This window comes from Roseinatronobacter sp. NSM, assembly GCF_052379845.1.
GTDB lineage: Bacteria > Pseudomonadota > Alphaproteobacteria > Rhodobacterales > Rhodobacteraceae > Roseinatronobacter.
In genome coordinates this window covers 123197-144170 of sequence record NZ_JBQTCF010000004.1, presented here as the reverse complement: position 1 = coordinate 144170, position 20974 = coordinate 123197, and the positions used below count along the sequence as shown (strand labels likewise).

Annotated in this window: 23 protein-coding genes; 10 read left to right on the top strand and 13 right to left on the bottom strand. The window is 61.6% G+C overall.

Annotated elements, in window-relative coordinates:
* Positions 1-273: 273 nt before the first annotated feature.
* Positions 274-762 (bottom strand): translation initiation factor IF-3, encoded by a 489-nt coding sequence (gene infC / locus ACTZWY_RS03795; protein WP_444789349.1) that lies wholly within the window; start codon positions 760-762, stop codon positions 274-276.
* Between the two features lie 243 nt (positions 763-1005).
* Between infC and ACTZWY_RS03790 the strand changes: the two genes are divergently transcribed.
* Positions 1006-1671, top strand: a complete 666-nt coding sequence (locus tag ACTZWY_RS03790; protein ID WP_444789348.1) for a hypothetical protein — start codon at positions 1006-1008, stop codon at positions 1669-1671.
* A gap of 75 nt (positions 1672-1746) precedes the next feature.
* On the opposite strand, the gene ACTZWY_RS03785 is transcribed toward ACTZWY_RS03790, so the two are convergent.
* The 4 genes from ACTZWY_RS03785 to ACTZWY_RS03770 form a co-directional block, all read right to left on the bottom strand.
* A complete protein-coding gene (locus ACTZWY_RS03785) occupies positions 1747-3786 on the bottom strand; it encodes an ASKHA domain-containing protein (RefSeq protein WP_444789347.1) in 2040 nt (679 codons plus the stop codon).
* 85 nt (positions 3787-3871) lie between these two features.
* On the bottom strand, positions 3872-4288 hold the full coding sequence (locus tag ACTZWY_RS03780) for a universal stress protein (protein WP_444789346.1): 417 nt from the start codon (positions 4286-4288) through the stop codon (positions 3872-3874).
* Between the two features lie 99 nt (positions 4289-4387).
* On the bottom strand, positions 4388-4804 hold the full coding sequence (locus ACTZWY_RS03775) for a universal stress protein (RefSeq protein WP_444789345.1): 417 nt from the start codon (positions 4802-4804) through the stop codon (positions 4388-4390).
* 24 nt (positions 4805-4828) lie between these two features.
* Positions 4829-5242: a universal stress protein gene (locus ACTZWY_RS03770; RefSeq protein WP_444789344.1), complete on the bottom strand. Its 414-nt coding sequence runs from the start codon at positions 5240-5242 to the stop codon at positions 4829-4831.
* A 208-nt stretch (positions 5243-5450) separates the two neighbouring features.
* Here ACTZWY_RS03770 and glmU point away from each other — a divergent pair, with 208 nt between their 5' ends.
* Genes glmU through ACTZWY_RS03755 form a run of 3 tightly spaced genes read left to right on the top strand, consistent with a single transcriptional unit; the run spans position 5451 to position 9276 of the window.
* Positions 5451-6800 carry a bifunctional UDP-N-acetylglucosamine diphosphorylase/glucosamine-1-phosphate N-acetyltransferase GlmU gene (gene glmU, locus ACTZWY_RS03765; RefSeq protein ID WP_444789343.1) on the top strand — a complete coding sequence of 450 codons (1350 nt, stop codon included), beginning with the start codon at positions 5451-5453 and terminating at the stop codon, positions 6798-6800.
* A 5-nt stretch (positions 6801-6805) separates the two neighbouring features.
* Positions 6806-8617: a glutamine--fructose-6-phosphate transaminase (isomerizing) gene (glmS, locus tag ACTZWY_RS03760; protein WP_444789342.1), complete on the top strand. Its 1812-nt coding sequence runs from the start codon at positions 6806-6808 to the stop codon at positions 8615-8617.
* Entirely contained in the window at positions 8614-9276 is a 663-nt protein-coding gene (locus ACTZWY_RS03755) for a DNA alkylation repair protein (RefSeq protein ID WP_444789341.1), read from the top strand. Before glmS ends, ACTZWY_RS03755 begins: the two co-directional genes overlap by 4 nt.
* A gap of 5 nt (positions 9277-9281) precedes the next feature.
* On the opposite strand, the gene hisA is transcribed toward ACTZWY_RS03755, so the two are convergent.
* The 4 genes from hisA to ACTZWY_RS03735 form a co-directional block, all read right to left on the bottom strand.
* Positions 9282-10004 (bottom strand): 1-(5-phosphoribosyl)-5-[(5-phosphoribosylamino)methylideneamino]imidazole-4-carboxamide isomerase, encoded by a 723-nt coding sequence (gene hisA / locus ACTZWY_RS03750; protein ID WP_444789340.1) that lies wholly within the window; start codon positions 10002-10004, stop codon positions 9282-9284.
* Between the two features lie 125 nt (positions 10005-10129).
* On the bottom strand, positions 10130-10594 hold the full coding sequence (locus tag ACTZWY_RS03745) for a DNA polymerase III subunit chi (protein WP_444789339.1): 465 nt from the start codon (positions 10592-10594) through the stop codon (positions 10130-10132).
* Positions 10595-10596: 2 nt separating this feature from the next.
* Positions 10597-12081 carry a leucyl aminopeptidase gene (locus ACTZWY_RS03740; protein WP_444789338.1) on the bottom strand — a complete coding sequence of 495 codons (1485 nt, stop codon included), beginning with the start codon at positions 12079-12081 and terminating at the stop codon, positions 10597-10599.
* A gap of 88 nt (positions 12082-12169) precedes the next feature.
* Positions 12170-12943, bottom strand: a complete 774-nt coding sequence (locus ACTZWY_RS03735; protein WP_444789337.1) for a MipA/OmpV family protein — start codon at positions 12941-12943, stop codon at positions 12170-12172.
* Positions 12944-13126: 183 nt separating this feature from the next.
* Between ACTZWY_RS03735 and ACTZWY_RS03730 the strand changes: the two genes are divergently transcribed.
* The 3 genes from ACTZWY_RS03730 to cueR all read left to right on the top strand — a co-directional run bounded on the left by ACTZWY_RS03730 (position 13127) and on the right by cueR (position 16722).
* On the top strand, positions 13127-13744 hold the full coding sequence (locus ACTZWY_RS03730; RefSeq protein ID WP_444789336.1) for a (d)CMP kinase: 618 nt from the start codon (positions 13127-13129) through the stop codon (positions 13742-13744).
* Between the two features lie 108 nt (positions 13745-13852).
* Entirely contained in the window at positions 13853-16330 is a 2478-nt protein-coding gene (locus ACTZWY_RS03725; protein ID WP_444789335.1) for a heavy metal translocating P-type ATPase, read from the top strand.
* Positions 16327-16722 (top strand): Cu(I)-responsive transcriptional regulator, encoded by a 396-nt coding sequence (gene cueR, locus ACTZWY_RS03720; protein ID WP_444789334.1) that lies wholly within the window; start codon positions 16327-16329, stop codon positions 16720-16722. The genes ACTZWY_RS03725 and cueR overlap by 4 nt, the downstream gene beginning before the upstream one ends.
* A 12-nt stretch (positions 16723-16734) precedes the next feature.
* Here cueR and ACTZWY_RS03715 read toward each other — a convergent pair whose 3' ends face one another.
* A complete protein-coding gene (locus tag ACTZWY_RS03715; RefSeq protein WP_444789333.1) occupies positions 16735-16965 on the bottom strand; it encodes a hypothetical protein in 231 nt (76 codons plus the stop codon).
* A gap of 204 nt (positions 16966-17169) precedes the next feature.
* On the opposite strand from ACTZWY_RS03715, the gene ACTZWY_RS03710 reads away from it, so the two are divergent.
* Complete coding sequence (locus ACTZWY_RS03710; RefSeq protein ID WP_444789332.1) at positions 17170-17463, top strand: DUF1330 domain-containing protein; 294 nt, start codon at positions 17170-17172, stop codon at positions 17461-17463.
* Between the two features lie 296 nt (positions 17464-17759).
* Here the strand turns inward: ACTZWY_RS03710 and ACTZWY_RS03705 are convergent, their stop codons facing one another.
* From ACTZWY_RS03705 to ACTZWY_RS03695, 3 genes are all read right to left on the bottom strand, one after another.
* Positions 17760-18056, bottom strand: a complete 297-nt coding sequence (locus ACTZWY_RS03705) for an FtsB family cell division protein (RefSeq protein WP_444789331.1) — start codon at positions 18054-18056, stop codon at positions 17760-17762.
* Positions 18057-18155: 99 nt separating this feature from the next.
* Positions 18156-18371, bottom strand: a complete 216-nt coding sequence (locus tag ACTZWY_RS03700) for a hypothetical protein (RefSeq protein WP_444789330.1) — start codon at positions 18369-18371, stop codon at positions 18156-18158.
* Positions 18359-19585: a phosphoglycerate kinase gene (locus tag ACTZWY_RS03695; protein WP_444789329.1), complete on the bottom strand. Its 1227-nt coding sequence runs from the start codon at positions 19583-19585 to the stop codon at positions 18359-18361. Before ACTZWY_RS03695 ends, ACTZWY_RS03700 begins: the two co-directional genes overlap by 13 nt.
* A 170-nt stretch (positions 19586-19755) precedes the next feature.
* On the opposite strand from ACTZWY_RS03695, the gene ACTZWY_RS03690 reads away from it, so the two are divergent.
* Both ACTZWY_RS03690 and ACTZWY_RS03685 read left to right on the top strand, forming a co-directional pair.
* Positions 19756-20262 (top strand): peptidylprolyl isomerase, encoded by a 507-nt coding sequence (locus ACTZWY_RS03690; protein WP_444789328.1) that lies wholly within the window; start codon positions 19756-19758, stop codon positions 20260-20262.
* Positions 20252-20869, top strand: a complete 618-nt coding sequence (locus ACTZWY_RS03685; RefSeq protein ID WP_444789380.1) for a peptidylprolyl isomerase — start codon at positions 20252-20254, stop codon at positions 20867-20869. Before ACTZWY_RS03690 ends, ACTZWY_RS03685 begins: the two co-directional genes overlap by 11 nt.
* The last annotated feature ends 105 nt before the right edge of the window (positions 20870-20974 follow it).

Sequence of the window (20974 nt, the reverse complement as noted above, 5' to 3'; positions counted from 1 at the left end):
ACTAAGCCCGCGCTGTCGGCGGGACGGGGTCTGCCGATCCGACGGTTTAGGGGTTCACTTTATGCAGGCGGCCTACTCCGACTTTCAAGGCTTGGCGCGCCACGAGAAGTATCGGCGGGCCGCGGGACGGCCCGCCGATGGCGCGGCGGGCTGCGCCCTTGATTCCGCGCCTTGGGGCATTCCCAACGTCCCCTACAGGCCAGACCAACCCACAGTAAAAAAAAGCCCGCCACAGATTGCAGCGGGCCATTGTTCGCAACAATATCGATCCTGTCAGCGGGGCGAGATCATCATGATCATCTGCCGCCCTTCCATCTTGGGCATGCTTTCGACCTTGCCAATTTCCTCGATATCGCCTGCAACGCGGTGCAGCAGTTCCGACCCGATATTCTGATGCGCCATTTCGCGCCCACGGAACCGCAAGGTTACTTTCACCTTGTCGCCACCTTCCAGAAAGCGGATGACATTGCGCATCTTCACATCATAATCATGCGTGTCGGTATTGGGGCGGAATTTGACTTCCTTGATTTCAATGATGTGTTGCTTCTTGCGCGCTTCGGCTTCGCGTTTCTGGAGTTCATATTTATACTTGCCGAAATCCATGATCTTGCAGACCGGCGGGGTCGCATTGGGCGAGATTTCGACAAGATCCAAGCCAGCCTCTTCGGCCAGCATCATTGCCTGAGAGGGTTTGACAACCCCAAGATTTTCACCTTCGGCCCCGATAAGGCGAATTTCCGGCGCGCGGATGCGGTCATTCACGCGTGGGCCAGTGTCGCGTTGCGGCGGGGCATTATGCGGTCTGCGGGCTATGGTAAGATTCCTTCTGACATTTCGTTGGTGACGCAGGATAAAGCCGCAAGGGATGTGATTCAAGCGCGAAGATTCACAGATTTGCGCAGTAACACGCTTGTTTTCCAAAACCCGCAGATCGGCACTTTGCAAGTGCAGCAATCTCTGTGATAAGCCGACGCCAGTTTGATGTCATGGTAAAGGATGTTCTTCATGAACAAGACAGTGTTGATTATTATCGCCGCTGCCGCAGTTGCGGTGGCCATCTGGTTGGGGGTTCAGTCGCGCGAAACCGCACAGCCTGTTCCCGCACCAGAACCCGAACTGGTCGCGGAAGACCCGATCGAACAGGTTGAGGACCCCGCACCCGTTGCCGAACCCGAAGCGCCAAGTGCTGCGGAAGACCCCGTTGCCGAAGCCGAAGCGCCCGTCGCTGCGGAAGAACCGAGTGTTCAGGACCTGATGGACGAGGTTGCGGACGAAGCTGCGGAAACTGTCAATCAAGCCATTGAAGGGGATGTTGCTACTGAAGCGCCAAGCGTCGAAGATGTTGTGGAAGACATTATCGGTGACACGGGCGCCGATGCGGGCACAGATGCGGGCACTGATGCGGAAAATGTCGAAGCCGCCGTCGATGATGCCGCACAAGACCTGTCGCAGGACGCAGCCGAAACAACAGCTGATGCGATTGATGAAGCTGTTGAGACGCAGGAGTTGGGGCTTGACCTGTCGATTGAGGCCATTCGTGCGCGCATCGATGCTGCCGGGCTGGGGCTGGCGGACCGTGCCGCCATCGAAAGCTTGTTGCAAGCTGCGGGCGAAAACCCCGAATTGTTGCAGCAGGTTGCAGACCGTCTGCGCGAACTGACCGGCAACTGATCCGGTTCGATCCTTGCAAGAAAAGCCCGGATGCCTTGCATCCGGGCTTTTTGTTATGGGCCGGTGCGTCTGGCTTCAGGCGCGTTTGCGCCTGCGGCGTCCGCCATCCCCTTCGCCCCCGCCGGTGTTGAAGCTGACATCAGGCAAGGTGACGATACGCCCCAGTTCGGGGAACATGTCCACCGCATGGGGCAGGGCGCTGGCATTGACGAAATGTTCCTGAAAGCGCGGCTCGATCGCGGTTTCGACCTTATGGATGCGCCCCACTGTTCCTTCAATCGCGGCGCGGGCGCTGGCACTGCACAGCGCAATGCGCGCGCCGTGGCCTGCGGCATTGCCTGCGCTGGTCACATTGGCCAGAAGCGCGTCGGGGATCATGCCCAGAACCATGGCGTGTTTGGGGCTGATATGGGCACCAAACGCACCGGCCAGAACCACGCGGTCCACATGGTCGGTGCCGATTTCATCCATCAACAGCCGCGCCCCCGCATAAAGCGCGGATTTCGCAAGCTGGATGGCGCGAATGTCGCCCTGGGTCACGGTAATACGCGGCCCGCCTGTGGCGCTGGCATCATGGATAAGATAGGCATGTGTGCGCCCTTCGGGCTGGCAGCGCCAGGTGCCGGTCTGCTCTGCAGACCCGATCAGGCCAGACTTGTCCACCAGCCCCGCCATGCGCATTTCGGCCACCGCTTCAATAATGCCGGACCCGCAAATCCCCGTCACGCCAGTTGCGGCCGTGGCGGCGGCAAAGCCGGGGTCATCCGACCACAAGTCGCACCCGATGACACGAAAGCGCGGCTCATGCGTGGCCGGGTCAATGCGAATGGCCTCGATCGCGCCGGGGGCGGCGCGCTGGCCAGAGGATATTTGCGCCCCTTCAAATGCTGGCCCCGTGGGGGATGAACAGGCCAGAACGCGCCGCTTGTCGCCCAGCAGGATTTCGGCATTGGTGCCCACATCGACCACCAGAACCAGATCATCCGACATCTCGGGGCTTTCAGCTAGGGCAACTGCGGCGGCGTCCGCGCCCACATGCCCCGCGATGCAGGGCAGCAGATAGGTGCGCGCGGCAGGGTTCATGGCGTGCAAATCCAATTCGCGCGCGTCCAGCGACAGCGACCCGGACGTGGCCAGCGCAAAAGGGGCCTGCCCCAGTTCCACCGGATCAATGCCCAGAAACAGATGATGCATGACAGGGTTGCACACCACCACCGCTTCCATGATTTCGCGCGCGGTTATACCCGCTTCCTGCGCGATGGCGTCAAACAGGGTGTTCATGCCTTCGCGCACTGTGCGTGTCATTTCCACATCGCCACCGGGGTTCATCATGGCATAGCTGACGCGGCTCATCAGATCTTCACCAAAGCGGATTTGCGGGTTCATGATCCCTGAAGATGTCACCACGTCGCCGGTGCGCAGGTCGCACAGATGCGCGGCAATCGTGGTGGACCCAAGGTCAACAGCCAACCCGTATAGCCCGCCTTCATACAGGCCCGGCCAGATGTCCAGCACGCGGTGCGGCCCTGCGCGGTGGTCCTTGTGCAGGGCAACGGTCACCTGCCAGCCCCCCTGCCGCAGGGCAGGCTGCAGCTTGCGCAGCACCTCCAGCGGGGCGGTGATGGCGTCAATCTGCCACTGCTCGCGCAGCGCTTGCGCCAGGCGTTCGAAATCGCCCGTGGGTTCATGCATGTCAGGTTCTGCCACCTCCACCAGATACAGGCGTGTGGCCGGGTCCATGGTGATGGGGCGCGCGCTGGCGGCCTTGCGCACAACCTGCCGGTGCACCTGACTTTCGGCGGGCACATCAATGACCACATCACCCATGATCTGCGCCTGACAGCCCAGCCGCCGCCCGTCCTTCAGTCCGCGCTTGTCATGATAGCGTTGTTCAACCGCGTTCCAGTCTGACAAGGCGTCACTGGCAACGGTCACACCATGCTTGGAAAATTCACCGTAACCCGGCGACACCTGGCATTTGGAACATATGCCGCGCCCGCCGCAGACCGAATCCAGATCGACGCCCAATTGACGCGCGGCCGTCAGAACCGGCGTGCCCAAAGCAAAACGCCCCCGTTTGCCCGAGGGCGTGAAAATTACCAACGCATCTGACATGTGCCGCCTCCTGTATTCTGCACATCAGATAACGGCTTATGCGCAATAGGAAAGGCCGGATCGCGGCATATGGCGGAAAAAAGCGTCAGCGTTCAACCAGAACCGAAACGGATGAATGCCGCACAACCCGCGCGGCTGTGGAGCCGATGAAATAATCGCTCATGCCCGGTTTGTGGCTGGCAATCATGATCAGGTCTGCGTTGCATTCGCGCGCGCATTTCAGAATATTTTCCGAAGGGCGCCCGCCGCGCAGATCGATATCCACATTCTTGGCCTTGGCGCGCGTGGCCAGCGATTCAAGCTGTGCGCGAATGGCCTTGCGGTGGTTCAGAAGCTGGTCCTTGGACACGGCAGCGGTCAGATAGGCGGGGATTTCATCCATGACATGCACCAGTGTGATGGACCCGCCCGCCCCCACAAGCGCGTTTGCCTTCTCAATCAGGCTGCGGCTGGTTGCGCCTTGATTGAACAAGGCAACTGCAACAACGATGGAATTATACATGCGTTTCCTCCCGGTCCGGTGGTTTGGGCAAGGATGACACAGCACGCCATGCAAAGCAAACCCCGCGCATCCGTGACAGAATGCGCGGGGCTGGGGGGCTTAGCGCGTGACCAGAACCGACACTTGCGCATGGCGCACAATGCGCGCGGCGGTGGAGCCGATGAAATAGTCACTTAACCCCGGCTTGTGGCTGGCAATCATGATCAGATCGGCATTCGCTTCTTGCGCGCAGCCCAGAATTGACGCTGACGGCTGGCCTTGCCGAATGACGGCCTCGACGGTGATGTCGGAAAATTCGGCAGCAATGGCGGCAAGCTGGTCCTCGACATCCTTGCGACGGGCGGAAATTTGCGATTGCGGGATGGCCGCTGCGACATAGCCGGGAATTTCGTCAATGACGTGAACCAGCGTGACCTTGCCCCCCGCTGACAAAAGCTTGCGCGCCTTGTCCAGTGCCGCGCGGGTGGTGGCCCCTTCGTTGAACAGCGCCGCAGCAATAACGATGGAAGTATACATGTGTCAGGTTTCCTTGTGTTGATCTTAGCGTTGAATAAGCACGGAACAGGTTGCATGGCGCACCACGCGTGCCGCAGTGGAGCCGATGAAATAATCGCTTAGGCCGGGTTTGTGGCTGGCGATCATGATAAGGTCTGCGTTGCAGTCTTCGGCGGCTTGCATGATTTGCCCCGATGCCGCCCCAAGGCGCACATCCTCGACAACACGCACCCCCGCCGCAGGGTCGGTCAGTGCCTTGAGTTCCACCATCGCTTCGGCGCGTCGGCGGTCCTGGGTGTCGCGCGGCAATTGCGCGGCAATGAAGCTGGGCACTTCTTCCAGCACATGAACAAGCCGCAATTCACCCCCCGCATCCAGCAGGGTTTGCGCGCGCGCGATCAGCGCTTTGGCCTGATTCAAATGTTCCAGATCGACTGCGACAAGTATTCTGCCATACATCGTTATGTCCTTCCTTATCCTGTTGCGCGGTGTCACTTTGGCATGCAGCTTCGCGCAGGACGTTGATTTCTGTCAAATTAAGAATTTTGCGGGCTGATTTGTCCCTGTTTCAGATTGAAATCAGAAGTGAAGCTTGCGCGCCTTGCGCCTTGTTGCGTATCTGGGGCAAAACCGCGTTCAGAAAAAAGACAGAAAAAAGGTGGGCAGCATGTCGGTTTCCTTGATTATTCTTGCTGCCGGGCAGGGCAGTCGCATGATGTCGGAGCTGCCAAAAGTGCTGCACCCGTTGGCGCAAGTGCCGCTGGTGGTTCACGCCATGCGTGCCGCCCGCACGCTGGAACCTGCGCGCGTTGTGGTCGTGGTGGGCCATGGTGGCGCGCAGGTGGCCGATGTGGTGCTGGCCGAGGATGAGCGCGCGCAGATCGTGTCGCAAGACCAGCAGCTGGGCACCGCGCATGCCGTGGCGCAGGCGCGTGCGGCCCTGGCTGATGTGGCGGGGGATGTGGTTGTCCTGTATGGCGACACCCCCTTCATAAGCGAGGAAACGCTGCAGGCCCTGCGCGCTGCACGCGCCAGCCATGATGTGGTTGTGTTGGGCTTCAATGCCGCAGATCCCGCGCGCTATGGGCGGCTGGTCACGGCGGGGGATGCGCTGGAACGCATTGTCGAATTCAAGGATGCAACGCAGGAAGAACGCGCCATAACCTTATGTAATAGCGGGGTTATATGTACAAGTCGCGCGCAGCTTTTCGACCTTGTTGCGCAGGTTGGCAATAAGAACGCCGCACAGGAATACTACCTGACGGACATTGTGGCGCTTGCGCGAGCACAGGGCCTGTCCGCCGGTGTCGTCATCTGCCCGCAATCCGAGACATTGGGCATCAATACCCGTGCCGAACTGGCCGCAGCGGAAGCGGCGTTTCAGGCGCGTGCGCGCGCGGCGGCGCTGGAAAACGGCGTGGCGATGCAGGCCCCTGACACGGTGATTTTCGCGCAGGACACTGTTATTGGCTGCGACAGCATCATCGAACCCTATGTCGTGTTCGGCCCTGGTGTCAGTGTTGAAGGGGGCGCGACAATCCGCGCGTTCAGCCATCTGGAAGGCGCGCATGTCAGCCGCGGCGCAGTGGTCGGCCCCTATGCGCGGCTGCGTCCGGGCGCAGAACTGGCCGAGGATGTGCGCGTCGGCAATTTCGTTGAAATCAAGAATGCCACACTGGACGAAGGCGCGAAAGTCAACCACCTGAGTTATGTGGGCGATGCGCATATCGGCGCGCGCGCCAATTTGGGCGCAGGCACGATCACATGCAATTACGACGGGGTGTTCAAGCATCACACCCGTATTGGCGAAGGGGCGTTTATTGGCTCGAACACCATGCTGGTGGCGCCTGTGGCTGTGGGGGCGCAGGCGATGACGGGGTCGGGATCGGTGATTACCAGTGATGTGCCCGATGGCGCGCTTGCACTGGGGCGCGCGCGGCAGGACACCAGGCCCGGTCTGGGCAAGCGCCTGATGGACAAGTTGCGCACGGCCAAAGCGGCCAAAGCAAAAGGATAAATGTAATGTGTGGTATTGTTGGTGTTCTGGGCAATCATGAAGTGTCGCCCCTGATTCTGGATGCATTGAAACGGCTGGAATATCGCGGCTATGACAGCGCGGGCATTGCAACGGTCAATCGTGGCCATCTGGACCGGCGCCGCGCAGTGGGCAAGCTGATCAACCTGTCCGATGTCATGGTCCATGACGCGCTTCCGGGGCGGTCGGGCATTGGTCATACCCGCTGGGCCACGCATGGCACCCCCACGGTGGAAAACGCCCACCCCCATCAGGCGGGGCGTGTGGCAGTTGTCCATAATGGCATCATTGAAAATTTTCGCGCGCTGCGCGACGAACTGGCCGCATCGGGCGCGCAATTCAGCAGCGAAACCGACACGGAAACCATTGTCCACCTGACAAGCCGCCATCTGGAACAGGGCATGACCCCCGTTCAGGCCGCGCGCGCCACGCTGGAACGGCTGGAAGGGGCGTTTGCGCTGGCGTTCCTGTTTGCGGGCGAAGATGACCTGATGATTGGCGCGCGTCGCGGCTCGCCCCTGGCCATCGGGCACGGGGACGGGGAAATGTTCCTTGGCTCGGACGCGATTGCGCTGGCCCCCATGACGGACCGCATCACCTATCTGGAAGACGGGGATTGGGCGGTTATTACGCGGGCGGGTGCGCAGATCTTCGACGCGCAAGACCGCCAGACCAACCGCCGCATCCAGCGCATCAATGTCGATGCCGCGCGCGTGGACAAATCCGGCCACCGCCATTTCATGGCCAAGGAAATGGCCGAACAACCCGCCATACTGCAAGCGGCGCTGGAACAATATTGCGGGCCTGCCGGCGTGACCCTGCCCGATACGCTGAAATTCGCGCGTGCCGACCGGCTGATCATGGTGGCCTGTGGCACGGCGTTTTATGCCTGTCAGGTGGCAAAATACTGGTTCGAGAAATACGCAGGCCTGTCCGTGGAACTGGATATCGCGTCTGAATTCCGCTACCGCGACCCGGTTTTGGGGCCGGATAATCTGGCGCTGTTTGTCAGCCAGTCGGGCGAAACCGCCGACACATTGGCCGCATTGCGCCATGTGCAGGGGCGTGTTGCGCAGGTGGTGTCAGTGGTGAATGTGCCCACATCCTCCATCGCGCGCGAAAGTGACATTGCCCTGCCCATTCATGCGGGGCCGGAAATCGGCGTGGCCTCCACCAAGGCATTTACCGCGCAATTGCAGGTTCTGGCGCTTCTGGCGCTTCAGGCAGGGGTGGTGCGCGGGCATATCGACGCTGCACAACATGCTGATCTTGTGGCGCAATTGCGCAGCGCGCCCGGCTTCATCGCGCAGGCCCTTGACCGCGAGGAGGAGATCCGCCGCATCACCGAATCCCTGTCCAAGGCGCGCGATGTGCTGTTTCTGGGGCGCGGGGTCATGTATCCCATTGCGCTTGAGGGGGCCTTGAAATTAAAAGAAATCAGCTACATACACGCCGAAGCTTATGCGGCGGGCGAGCTGAAACACGGGCCCATCGCGCTGATTGACGAAGATTTGCCCGTCATTGTCTTTGCCCGCCATGATGCGCTGTTTGAAAAGACAATTTCCAACATGCATGAGGTGATGGCCCGGCAGGGGCAAGTCCTGCTCATCTCTGACGTGCAGGGGCTGGCTGCGGCGGGCGCTGTGCCGCGCAGCGTGCAAATGCCCGCTGTGCCCGAACTGATCGCGCCGCTTGTTTACGCCGTGCCCGCCCAGCTTATCGCCTATCATACAGCCTTGCATCTGGGCACGGATGTGGACCAGCCGCGCAATCTGGCCAAATCGGTGACTGTGGAATGACCCCGCTCCTCGCGCAGTTATACGCAATGTCAAACACCGCCACACCGGAACACGGGGCCACCCATCTGGGCCTCCCTGCACAGGCTCTGGACGTTCTGGCACGCGATTTGCGCCGCGACCATGACCTGCCCGCGCGCTGCGACATGGCCGGGGCGCTTTGGGCCAGTGGCGTTTATGAAGCGCGCATCCTCGCTGCGAAACTGCTGACACAGGCCCGAATGCGCCCCAATGACAGTGCCGCATGGGGGGTGATTGCCGCTTGGGCACAGCAATGTGACACCCGCGCCGTGGCCGATCATGTGGCAATCGCGGGCGGCAAGCGGCTTCAGGCGCATCCCGCCCGGCTGGAACAGCTTGCGCAGTGGATCACAGCCCCGAATATGTGGACGCGCCGCGCGGCCTTGGTCATGACCCTGCCATGGGCGCGGTTGCCGCATCCCAAACCCGCTGACATGGCGCTGCGCGAACAGGTGCTGGACTGGGCCGCGCAGCTTGTGCCCGAGCGCGACATCGCCATCCAGAACGCGATTGCAGGGTGGCTGCGCGACCTGTCGCGGCGCGATCCTGACCGCGTGCGCGCATTTCTGGCCGGGCCGGGCCTGGCGCTTGTGCCGCCTGCGCGGCGCGAAGCGGCCTGCCACCTGCCGCCCGAACCCTGAAGCGCTTATCCCTTCAGCGCCGCCAAAGCCTGCGCCAGATCCAGCTTGCCATCATACAGCGCGCGCCCCGAAATGGCCCCGTCCAGGGCCGCGCCACAGTCGCGCAGCGCAATCAGGTCTTCCAGCCGCGACACGCCACCTGACGCAATCACAGGAATGCCCGTTGCCTGTGCAAGTGCGGCCGTCGCGGCCACATTCGGCCCCTGCATGGCCCCGTCACGGTTGATATCCGTATAGATGATGGCCGCAACACCCGCATCCTCGAACTGGCGGGCCAGATCCGTGACCATCACATCCGTTTCCGTGGCCCAGCCCTTGGTGGCCACACGCCCCTCGCGCGCGTCAATGCCCACGGCCACTTGCCCCGGAAACGCCGCCGCCGCCTGCCGCACCAGATCGGGGTTTTCCACCGCGACTGTGCCCAAAATCACCCGGCGCAGCCCTTTTTGCAGCCACATCTCAATCGTGGCCATATCCCGGATGCCGCCGCCCAACTGGCAGGGAACATCCACAGCGGCCAAAATCGCCTCCACGGCAGGCGCATTCACGGGGGCACCGGCAAAAGCGCCGTTCAAATCCACCAGATGCAACCACTCCGCCCCCTGCGCCACAAAAGCGCGCGCCTGCGCGGCAGGGTCATCATTGAACACTGTCGCCTGATCCATCGCGCCCTTATACAGCCGCACACATTGCCCGTCTTTCAGATCAATCGCCGGATAAAGGATCATGCCCTTGCGCCTTTCAAACTTGCGTTATTTTTCCTGCCTTCTAGCCCGCACAGACACAGACGGAAACCGCATTTGACTTCATCTTGCAAAAAATACTCAAAATGAACCGCAGGCGGGATTGACCATCATTTGCCCGATTGCGCCTTCATCTGCCAGCGGCCACTGTCTTCGGACCAGTATTCGGCCAGCACCCCGGCGGCGGTCACCGCTTTCCATTGCCCGCGCGCATGCGCCAGTGCGGCTGCGTCATTGCCGTCAAACAACACCCATATCCGTTCCAGCGCGTCGGCATCTGTCGGGGCCATATCGGCCATGTCGATGACCATCAGGCAGGCGGGGGCATTGGGGCAGTCGTGATCATTCGTCAGCAAAATGGGTTGATCGGCGTCATGCGCCCCGCCGGCCAGCCCATGGGGCAGAAAGCTGGCCTTGTTGCCCAGCCAAAGCGTGTCATCCAGCCGCGCCAGAATGTCCGGGTCGCGCCCGCGCACGGTCACGCGCCATCCCGTCTGATAGGCGCGGTCCAGCAGCATATGCGCGGTCACTTCCAGCGGATTGCGCGTCAGATGGTAGAACATGACCTTGCCCATGTTCAGCCATCCTCGAATTCCGCGCGGATCAGCGCGTCCAGCGCCAGCACGCCCCAGCCTGACGCCCCTTTGGGGGCATGCGCACTGTCGGTTTTGGTCAGCGCCACACCGGCTATGTCCAGATGCACCCAAGGGGTGTCAGGTTTGATGAAGCGTTGCAAAAACTGCGCGGCAGTGATGGAGCCCGCAGGCCGCCCGCCGGAATTCTTCACATCCGCGATGCGTGACGTAATCAGCTTGTCATAGCCCGCGCCCAGCGGCATGCGCCACGCCCCTTCGCCGACGTGATCCGCCGCTTTCAAAAACGCATTGGCCAGCGCGTCGTTGTTGGAAAACACGCCCGCCTTGTCATGGCCCAGCGCGATGATGATGGCCCCTGTCAATGTCGCAAGGTCAATCACGGCGCGCGGGGCGAAGCGGTCTTGCGCATACCAAAGCACATCGGCCAGCACCATGCGCCCTTCAGCATCAGTGTTGATCACCTCGATCATGTCGCCTTTCATGGACCGCACCACATCGCCGGGGCGTTGGGCGCGGCCATCGGGCATGTTTTCCACCAATCCGACCAGACCCACGACATTGGCACGCGCCTTGCGTTCGGCCAGCGCCTGCATCAGCCCCACTGTGACGGCCGCGCCGCCCATGTCCATGGTCATCTCTTCCATGCCGACGGCGGGTTTTATGGAAACCCCGCCTGTGTCGAACATCACGCCTTTGCCGACAATGGCCAGCGGCGCCCCTTGCGCCCCTTGCCAGTGCAGGATGGCCAGTTTTGACGGGCTGTCAGACCCTTGACCCACGGCCAGCATGGCGCGCAACCCAAGGCGGTGCAAATCGTCTTCTTCCAGTATCTCGACCTTCAGCCCAAGGGCCTGCATGTCACTGATCCGGGTGGCAAAGCTGGTTGTGGTCAGCACATTGGCGGGCGCATTCACCAGATCGCGTGTCAGGTGCACCGCGCGCGCCAGCGCCAGCGCATCGGCGCACTTGGCCGCCTTGTCCATGTCGCGCAGCATGACCGTAACAGGGCCGAAATCCGGTTTGGGGTCGGATTTCTGCGCCTGATACTGATAGGCGCGCAGCGCAACTGCTTGCAGCATGTCGGGCAGGGCAGTCGCATCTGCACAGATCAGCGCGGGCGATTTGCCCAGCGCCTTGCCAATGCTCAGCCCGGCCTTGCGCAGGCTGGCCCTGTCGGCGCGGCTGGCCAGACGGACAACCTGCACCCGCGCAGCCTGAAGGCCTGTGGGCCAGTTCAGCGTCAGCGCGCCGCCCTGTTCCAGTGCCGCGAAATCGGCACTGGCCACAGCGCGCGACACGGCGCCGCGCGTCAGTTTGTCGATACGGCGCGCCGCGCGTGGCAGGCCGGAATTTGCATCGGCAAACACAACCACATGGCCGCTATGGGCGGCAATGGCGTCAATATCAAAGGGAACAAACTCCGGCGACAGCGGGCCAGTAACAGGGTTTGGGGTTGGGCTGGACATGCGCACTCCGATTCGGTTGCATTTGCCCTGAACCTAGCGCCCGGTCGGGGCAATTGCCACTGTCAGCCGCGCGCAATCCGCATGGGTTTCAGAACCGGAAGTTGAAATGCCGCGTCACCCCGATGGACGCGCCCATCTGGTCACGGCTGCCCTGTCGCACGATGGGCGATGCGGCAGCGTCCCCGCGCAAGCGGTCATAGCGCACTGTGCCGGTAATGCCCCAATCCTCATTCAGGGGCTGGTAAACGCCCAGTTCCATCCCGATTGAATGAATCCCGCCGGACGGCGTATAGGCCGCCAGCCCCGATGCGGCTGCTTCTGCGGCGGTGACGCCGAAATAACTGCGCGCGAAGCGCGTATTTCCAAAGCTTGCGCGCGGGCCAGCATGCACGACCAGACCATCCGCCCCGCGATAGATGGCATTCGCGCCCAATTCACCGGCAATGGCCTTGTGCCCGATCACGCCATAGCGCAGATCCGCGAAAACCTGCCAGAATTCCGCCGTGTGATGCAGCCCTGCGCCAATTTCAAGCGAGGCTTTCACATCATTCAGCCCCGCCAGTTCCTTTTCGCCCTTGCGTTTGGGAATGTAGCGAAGCGCGCCGCGCGCGCCGGTTCCGGGGGCAAATTGTGCCGGGCCGTCAGGGTCGCCAAGCTGCACGCGCCCAAAGCGCAGTCCGGTAAATCCGAATGATCCGCCCGGTGAAATACTGTTGCGCCCTGCACCGAAATAGTCTGGCGCAGTTGCAACCCCGCCTGTCAGCGAAAATGCCAGTGCGCGGTCCTGCGCAAAACCGGGCAGCGCGCCAAGGCCAAGCGCTGCGACTGTCAGGGGGGCGATGAATTTACGGAATAAGGGCATGTGCTTGGGGCTTTCGTTCACGGAATCGCCGCTGGTGGCGTTGCCTTTCACATAGTGGGGTTTGGCTGGCTTTCCATGGGGCCCGTTCTGCTGCGCGAAAAATTCGCTTCACCGTTGCAGTTGCGTGACAATACAGGCAAGACAGGTCTGAACGTGACAGGACCGAACCCGACGGAGGGGATGATGAAATTCACAGTCGCCATTGACGGCCCCGCAGCGGCAGGCAAGGGCACCATCAGCCGCGCGGTGGCACGCGAATTCGGGTTTGCCCATCTGGATACCGGCCTGCTGTATCGCGCCGTCGGCGCAAAGGGCGGCAACCCCGTTCTGGCCGCGCAAGGGCTGACACCTGATGATCTGGCGCGCGATGACCTGCGCAGTCTGCAGGCGGGCGAAGCGGCAAGCCGGGTTGCCGTCATACCGCAGGTTCGCGCGGCCCTTGTGGCCTTTCAGCGCGATTTCGCGCGCCGCGATGGCGGGGCCGTTCTGGACGGGCGCGATATTGGCACGGTCATATGTCCATGGGCCGAGGTGAAGCTGTTTGTCACCGCCGATGCCCAAACACGCGCGCGCCGCCGCTGGCTGGAAGCGGGCGAAGGGGCGGCAAGCTATGACGAGGTGCTGCGGCAGGTGCGCGACCGCGACACGCGCGATATGGGGCGCACCGATGCCCCGTTGCGCCCTGCCAGTGATGCGGTGATTCTGGACACCACGGAAATGAGCATTGCGCAAGCCGTGGATGCCGCCAAGGCCAGCATCGCGGCCAAGCTTGCGCAAACGCAGGCGCAAACGCAGCCCTAAGCCTGACATAGCGGTTTTTTTTGCGGGTTTACGGGATATGGGGGTTGACCCTCCATCTACTGGAAGGCCCATCTGCTGGTGCAAAGACCTTGCCTGTTGGAGCGCCAGATGCCTGATACCGCCACGATGACCCGTTCTTTCCATCTTGATGGTTTGTCTTGCGCTGGCTGTGTGCGGCGTGCCGAAACGGCGCTGAACGCCATTGAGGGGGTTCACGATGCCAGCGTCAATCTGGCGCTGGCGCAGGCGTCGGTCCAGATGGGTGCGGATGTGGCGCTGCAGGATGTGCAAAACACCCTGCGCAAGGCCGGATACCCCATGCGCGTGTCCCAGATTGATCTGGAACTGGACAATATGACCTGCGCTTCGTGTGTTGCGCGTGTTGAACGCGCGCTTGCGGCTGACCCTGCGGTGCTGCGCGCAAGTGTCAACCTGACCACAGGGCGCGCCACAGTGGACGTGCCAGCGGGGCAGGGCGACCCGAACGCGCTGGTCCATCTGGTGCAAAAGGCCGGATATGATGCGCGCGTGGTGACAGACAGCGCTGCAGACGGGCCGGACCCGCGCGAACGCCAGAAGATGGAAGCCGCGCAGATGCGCCTGAAATTCCTGATTGCGGCGGTGCTGACGCTGCCGGTTTTTGTGCTTGAAATGGGGGGGCATGCCTATCCGCCCTTTCACCATTGGTTGCATCACACCTTTGGGATGCAGGTGTTGTGGGTGGTGCAATTCGTGCTGACGACGGTGGTTCTGGCCGGTCCGGGGCGGGTGTTCTTCCGGCGGGGTCTGCCTGCGCTGTGGCGCGGCGCGCCGGATATGAACAGCCTTGTTGCTGTGGGCACCGCAGCCGCATGGGTGTTTTCGGTCATTGCAACATTTGCGCCGGCAATGTTGCCCGATGGCACGCGCGCGGTCTATTTCGAAGCGGCGGCAGTGATTGTCACGCTGATCTTGCTGGGCCGCTGGCTGGAAGCGCGCGCCAAGGGGCGCACGGGCGCGGCCATCGCGCGGCTGGTGGGCATGCAGCCCAAAACCGCCCGCGTTTTGCGCGACGGGGCGGAAATGGACATTGCGACTGCGGAACTGGTCCCCGGCGATGTGGTGCTGGTGCGCCCCGGCGAACGTATCCCCGGTGATGGCGCGTTGACCGAGGGCGAGGCGCTGATCGATGAAGCCATGATCACGGGCGAACCGCTGCCAGTGTCCAAAGCGCAGGGCGACACGCTTGTGGGCGGTACTGTCAACGGGGCGGGCGCGTTTCGCATGACGATTACCCGCACTGGCGCTGATACGGTGTTGGCGCAGATCATCCGCATGGTCGAAGGGGCACAGGGCGCGAAGCTGCCGGTGCAGGCGCTGGTCGACAAGGTGACGATGTATTTCGTGCCTGTGGTCATCGCCCTTGCGGTGCTGACGGTGCTGGTCTGGCTGGCCTTTGGGCCGGACCTGACATTCGCGCTTGTTGCCGGGGTGTCGGTGCTGATTATCGCGTGCCCCTGTGCCATGGGGCTGGCCACGCCCACATCGGTGATGGTGGGAACCGGGCGTGCGGCAGAACTGGGGGTTCTGTTTCGCAAGGGCAGTGCGCTGCAAGTGATGGATGGCATTCAGGGCGTCGCGTTCGACAAGACCGGCACCCTGACCGAAGGGCGCCCCGTGCTGACCGCGCTGCACGCCCTTGGTGACAGCGATCAGGCGCTGGCGCTGGCCGCGGCATTGGAGGGGCAGTCCGAACACCCGATCGGGCGCGCGATTGTGGCGGCTGCGCGCGAAAAGGGCCTGACCCTGCCCGCCATCGCCGAATTCAAATCGCTGACAGGGCTGGGCGTGCGCGCTGTGGTGGACGGGCAGGCGGTGCTTCTGGGGGCGGATCGTCTGATGGTGCAGGAAGGCATTGATCCGGGCGAAATGCGCAGCAAGGCGCTTGACTTGGCGGGGCAGGGCCACACACCGCTGTATCTGGCGCGTGACGGCCAGCTTCTGGCCATGATTGCCGTGGCCGACCAGCCCAAGGCAGGCGCGCGCCAGATGGTTGCGGCGCTGCACGCGCGCGGGCTGCGCGTGGCCATGATTTCCGGTGATGCCCGCCCCACCGCCGACGCGATTGCGCGCGATCTGGGCATTGACCATGTCGTGGCCGACGTCTTGCCCAAGGGCAAGGTCGAGGCGTTGGAAAAGCTGCGCGCCGATTGGGGAAGCGTGGCCTTCGTGGGTGACGGAATCAACGACGCCCCCGCGCTGGCCGAAGCGGATGTGGGTATCGCCATTGGCACAGGAACCGATGTTGCCGTAGAAACGGCTGATGTGGTTCTGGCTTCGGGGGACCCGCGCGGCGTGGTTCAGGCGCTGGACGTGTCGCGCCGCACCATGCGCAATATCCGCCAGAACCTGTTCTGGGCATTCGCGTATAACACGGCGCTTATTCCCGTGGCGGCGGGGGTGTTGTATCCGGCCATGGGTGTGTTGTTGTCGCCCATGCTGGCGGCAGGGGCCATGGCGCTAAGTTCGGTCTTCGTGCTATCGAATGCACTGCGGTTACGGTTCATGCCCGCTATGGTGCACAGTGAACAAAAGGGGGACGGATGAATATTTCAGAAGCAGGACGCAGGGCAGGATTACCCCCCAAGACGATACGCTTCTATGAAGATATCGGCCTTGTTGCGCCGGCACGCATGGAGAATGGCTATCGTGATTTCAGTGAAGAAGACCTGCACAGGCTTGCATTTCTGCGCCGCGCGCGCGCGCTTGGCTTCTCGGTTGAGGAATGCCGCCAGCTTCTGGGCCTGTATCACGACAAGACGCGTTCCAGTGCGGATGTCAAACGCCTTGCGCGCGAACATTTGCGGCGCGTGGATGCGCAATTGTCAGAACTTCAGCAGATGCGCGCGACACTTGCCCATCTGATTGACGCCTGTTCCGGCGATCAAAGCCCGAACTGCCCGATACTGGCCGACCTGTCGCAAACCCCGAAGGGCTGATACTGGCGCAAATCAGGCGTTTACCACCGCTTTGGGCGGGGCAGTGCGGGTTTTGGGGGCGCGCGTTGCGGGCTTCAGCGTTTTCTTCATGGCGTCTGCTTCGGCTGCGATATCGGCAGCGCTTTCGTGAGGCAGCACTTTTGCCATGCTGCACAGAACGCGCAAATATGTATCTTGCTGGGATTGATACATTTTGATCCAGAAAAGATTGGCCTGCAGCCAGAACGACACCGGGTCCATCATGTTTTAGTCCTCCTCCTTGTTATGCGGGGTCTGTGCGGGACATGTTGCGCCGTGCCCGGATTTTCAACCGATATGCACCCATGTCGCACCCCTGCATCATGACTCATCTATACCAAGCCGAATGTAACGACACCTTGACTTGTCGCAAAAACTGACACTTACCTTGCCCTGCAATCGGATGATTTGAACAAAGGATGGTTTTCAATGCCCAAAGCCTATTGGGTTGCCCATGTGGATGTCAAAGATGCCGAAGCCTATGCTGCATATATCCGCGCAAATGCTGCCGCATTTGAAAAATACGGCGCAAAATTCATCATTCGCGGCGGGGCACAGCGCCAGCTTGAAGGGGCCAGCCGTGCAAGAACCGTCGTGATCGAATTTGCCGACATGGCGACTGCACGCGCCTGTTATGACAGTGCGCAGTATCAGGCGGCCAAAGCGCTGCGCGCGCCCTGTTCAATGGCTGATCTGATTATCGTGGAAGGGTATGAGGGCTGACCTTGCGATGGGTTTGGCCGATTGAGATAGAGTGCCGCTTGGCGGGCCTTTTGCGGACGTTGGCGCTTGGATGAAGCCCGCACTGTCGGCGGGACGGCCCGCGGCCTGCCGATGACCTGAAGGCGCGCCAAGCGATTGAAGTCAGGAGTGTGCCGCAGGGATAAACTGCATTCCTATAATGTGGGATCGGCAAACCCCGGCCCGCCGACAGCGCGGGCTTCATCCAAGGGTGAAGGGCAGCTTCACGCCAGCATCCAGCACAAACCCCTTGCCAATTTGCCGCACCCTGCGCGCCATCAGCGGATGACAATTTCATCCGGGCGCACCAGACCCAGCACATCGCGCGCGCGTTCGTCCAGCAAGTCCAGATCCAGAAAATCATCGGACAAGCGGTGTGTGCGGTTCTCCAGTTCCGACAGCTCTACGGCCAGCGCATCACGGCGCAGGCGCAACTCGGCGATTTCGGCTTCGACCTGAACGCGGTTGAACAGGCCAAACGCCCCTTGCACCGCAGCAAAGGTGAAATAGATCGCCAGCACACTGGCGGTTCCGAAATAGAAGAATGCGCCTATTGCGGGACGGGGGCTTTTCATCGATGCACTGCCTGCTTCGGGGACGGGGGCGTTTTTGCCTTCTGTATATCGGCATCATGCCACACAAGGTGGGCGTTGTGAATCCCCTTTTCGCGCCCCTCAGGCCAGGAAAACCCCCAGAACCACCATCATCAGGCCCAATGTCGACACTGCAAGCGCCGCAAAATTCACCATCACGGCCCGTTGCATGCGCGCGCGCATCGCTGCATCATCCAGCCCGGATTTGCGCAATTTCAGCACATAGACAATGCACCAGACCAGCCCGACAATTCCCCCGATCGAAATCAGCGCCCCTGCCCAGATCAGATATTCCATTCCTTGTCCTTATTTGACCCTTGTTCACTGTCCAGTGCCGCCACGCCGGGAAGGGTTTTGCCTTCCATCCATTCCAGAAACGCGCCGCCCGCCGTCGAGATATAGGTGAAAGCATCGGCAACGCCCGCCTTGTTCAAGGCCGATACTGTGTCACCGCCGCCCGCAACCGAAATCAGCGCGCCCTCGCGCGTCAGGCGTGCGGCTTCTTGTGCGCAGGCATTTGTTGCCGCATCGAACGGCGCGATTTCAAACGCCCCCAACGGCCCGTTCCAGACCAGCGTTTTGCAGCTTGCAAACAGCGCGCCGATGGCCGCCACTGTTCGCGGTCCCGCATCAAGGATCATCGCATCATCGGGGCATTGGTCCGCAGGCAGGGTTTCATGTGCTGCACCGGCGGCAAATTCGCGCGCGATCACAATGTCGCGGGGCAGGTGAATGGTGCAGCCCGCTTCATCCGCCTGCGCAAGGATGTCGCGCGCCGTATCGGCCATGTCGCGTTCGGCCAGCGATGTGCCGATGGCCAGCCCCTGCGCCACCAGAAACGTATTGGCCATGCCCCCGCCGATCACCAGATGGTCGACGCGGGTAATCAGGTTCGACAGCAAATCCAGCTTGGTGGACACTTTGGCACCGCCCACAATGGCCGCAACGGGGCGTTCGGGCGTGCCAAGGGCGGCGTCCAGCGCTTTCAACTCGGCCTCCATCAAGCGGCCCGCGCAGGATGGCAGCAAATGCGCCAGCCCTTCGGTGGACGCATGGGCGCGGTGGGCGGCGGAAAACGCGTCGTTCACATAAATATCGCCCAAGGCGGCCATTCCGGCGGCCAGCATGCGGTCATTTGCTTCCTCGCCCGCGTGGAAACGGGTGTTTTCCAGCAACAAAACCCCCCCTGCCGGCAATTCGGACACGGCTTTCTTGGCGGAAATCCCGATACAGTTGTCGGCAAATGCCACAGGCGCGCCAAGGGCCGCTTCCAGTGCGGGGCGCACCAGCGCCAGCGACATTTCGGGAACGGGCTTGCCCTTGGGGCGGCCAAAATGTGCCAGCACCACGGCCTTGCCGCCAGCATTGGTGATATGGGTGATGGTGGGCACGATCCGGTCAATGCGCGTGGCGTCTGTCACGCGCCCGTCACTTACAGGAACATTGATGTCCACCCGCACCAATGCTGTCTTGCCTGCAAAATCAACCTCGTCAAGCGTTTTGAAAGCCATGGTCGCCTGTCCCCTTCCTGATCACGTTGCCGCTATCTGGCGCGAAAGGGGGGGCGGGGTCAATGCCAAGTCGGCCCAATGCCGCACAACACATGCGCAAGGCGGGGCTTTTCCTTGGGGACAAGACGCATTAGGTTGCGCCCCAGACCAGATCAGAAGGAGCGCCAAAGATGGCCGAGATCAAAGACCCCGAAAACACCATCCTGATGGAGTTGAAAACCGGCACTGTCACAATCGAACTGCTGCCCGATGTGGCGCCGGGGCATTGCGCACGCATGAAGGAACTGGCGCGTGCCGGGGCGTATGACAATGTTGTGTTTCACCGCGTGATTGAAGGGTTCATGGCCCAGACCGGCGATGTGGCCAATGGCAATACCGAACGTGATTTCGACCTGCGCCGCGCAGGCACCGGCGGGTCTGACCTGCCCAACCTGAAGGCGGAATTTTCCGGCGTGCCCCATGATCGTGGCACCTTGGGCGCGGCACGGTCGCAAAACCCCGACAGCGCCAACAGCCAGTTTTTCATCAATTTCGGGGATAACCATTTCCTGAACCGTCAATATACCGTGTATGGCCGCGTCATTTCCGGCATGGAACATGTCGACGCCATTACCCGCGGCGAACCGCCTGCGACCCCTGACAAGATGATCAGCGTGAAGGTGGCCGCTGATGCGTGATAAACTGCTGTTTGCAGGTCTGTTCGCGGTTGGTCTGGGTATTTTGGGTGCGTCATGGCACAGCGTGACGCGCGCCAATGCCGACACTTCGGTGCCTGCGGACCATTCCGGCCCTGTAATGGTCATTGATGTGGCTGGCGAAGCTATGGGCGAAATTCGCATAGCCCTGCGCGACGATCTGGCCCCAAACCATGTGGAACGTCTGGTCACATTGGCCGAACGTGGCGATTATGACGGCGTGGTGTTTCACCGCGTGATTGACGGCTTCATGGCCCAGACGGGCGATGTGGAACATGGTAAGGATGCGTCCAATCCACGCCGTTGGGGCACTGGCGGGTCGGATTTGCCCAATCTGCGCGCGGAGTTCACCAATCAACCCTTTGAACGCGGTGTCGTCGGGATGGCGCGGTCACAAAGCCCCGACAGCGCCAACAGCCAGTTTTTCATCATGTTCGCCCCTGCGCCCCATCTGAACGGGCAATATACTGTTGTGGGCCAGATGATGGACGGGTTCGAGGTGCTGGACGCCATCAAGCGCGGCACGGGTGGCAATGGTGCCGTGGTCGGCACGCCTGACCGCATGGAACGTGTCACGATCGAACGCTAGAGTGTGTGCCCGCGTTCATTGGCATTCACGCGACCCATTCTAACCCTTTAGGGTCGCGCGTTTTTTTTGCATGACTCCGGTTCCCGATTTTGTGCAATACGCTAT

Bases quoted from the DNA above. Each gene is read 5' to 3' on its own strand.
- ACTZWY_RS03790 (WP_444789348.1), top strand. From the start codon at position 1,006: ATGAACAAGACAGTGTTGATTATTATCGCCGCTGCCGCAGTTGCGGTG.
- ACTZWY_RS03785 (WP_444789347.1), bottom strand. From the start codon at position 3,786: ATGTCAGATGCGTTGGTAATTTTCACGCCCTCGGGCAAACGGGGGCGT.
- ACTZWY_RS03780 (WP_444789346.1), bottom strand. From the start codon at position 4,288: ATGTATAATTCCATCGTTGTTGCAGTTGCCTTGTTCAATCAAGGCGCA.
- ACTZWY_RS03775 (WP_444789345.1), bottom strand. From the start codon at position 4,804: ATGTATACTTCCATCGTTATTGCTGCGGCGCTGTTCAACGAAGGGGCC.
- ACTZWY_RS03770 (WP_444789344.1), bottom strand. From the start codon at position 5,242: ATGTATGGCAGAATACTTGTCGCAGTCGATCTGGAACATTTGAATCAG.
- glmU (WP_444789343.1), top strand. From the start codon at position 5,451: ATGTCGGTTTCCTTGATTATTCTTGCTGCCGGGCAGGGCAGTCGCATG.
- glmS (WP_444789342.1), top strand. From the start codon at position 6,806: ATGTGTGGTATTGTTGGTGTTCTGGGCAATCATGAAGTGTCGCCCCTG.
- ACTZWY_RS03755 (WP_444789341.1), top strand. From the start codon at position 8,614: ATGACCCCGCTCCTCGCGCAGTTATACGCAATGTCAAACACCGCCACA.
- hisA (WP_444789340.1), bottom strand. From the start codon at position 10,004: ATGATCCTTTATCCGGCGATTGATCTGAAAGACGGGCAATGTGTGCGG.
- ACTZWY_RS03745 (WP_444789339.1), bottom strand. From the start codon at position 10,594: ATGGGCAAGGTCATGTTCTACCATCTGACGCGCAATCCGCTGGAAGTG.
- ACTZWY_RS03740 (WP_444789338.1), bottom strand. From the start codon at position 12,081: ATGTCCAGCCCAACCCCAAACCCTGTTACTGGCCCGCTGTCGCCGGAG.
- ACTZWY_RS03735 (WP_444789337.1), bottom strand. From the start codon at position 12,943: ATGCCCTTATTCCGTAAATTCATCGCCCCCCTGACAGTCGCAGCGCTT.
- ACTZWY_RS03730 (WP_444789336.1), top strand. From the start codon at position 13,127: ATGAAATTCACAGTCGCCATTGACGGCCCCGCAGCGGCAGGCAAGGGC.
- ACTZWY_RS03725 (WP_444789335.1), top strand. From the start codon at position 13,853: ATGCCTGATACCGCCACGATGACCCGTTCTTTCCATCTTGATGGTTTG.
- cueR (WP_444789334.1), top strand. From the start codon at position 16,327: ATGAATATTTCAGAAGCAGGACGCAGGGCAGGATTACCCCCCAAGACG.
- ACTZWY_RS03715 (WP_444789333.1), bottom strand. From the start codon at position 16,965: ATGATGGACCCGGTGTCGTTCTGGCTGCAGGCCAATCTTTTCTGGATC.
- ACTZWY_RS03710 (WP_444789332.1), top strand. From the start codon at position 17,170: ATGCCCAAAGCCTATTGGGTTGCCCATGTGGATGTCAAAGATGCCGAA.
- ACTZWY_RS03705 (WP_444789331.1), bottom strand. From the start codon at position 18,056: ATGAAAAGCCCCCGTCCCGCAATAGGCGCATTCTTCTATTTCGGAACC.
- ACTZWY_RS03700 (WP_444789330.1), bottom strand. From the start codon at position 18,371: ATGGAATATCTGATCTGGGCAGGGGCGCTGATTTCGATCGGGGGAATT.
- ACTZWY_RS03695 (WP_444789329.1), bottom strand. From the start codon at position 19,585: ATGGCTTTCAAAACGCTTGACGAGGTTGATTTTGCAGGCAAGACAGCA.
- ACTZWY_RS03690 (WP_444789328.1), top strand. From the start codon at position 19,756: ATGGCCGAGATCAAAGACCCCGAAAACACCATCCTGATGGAGTTGAAA.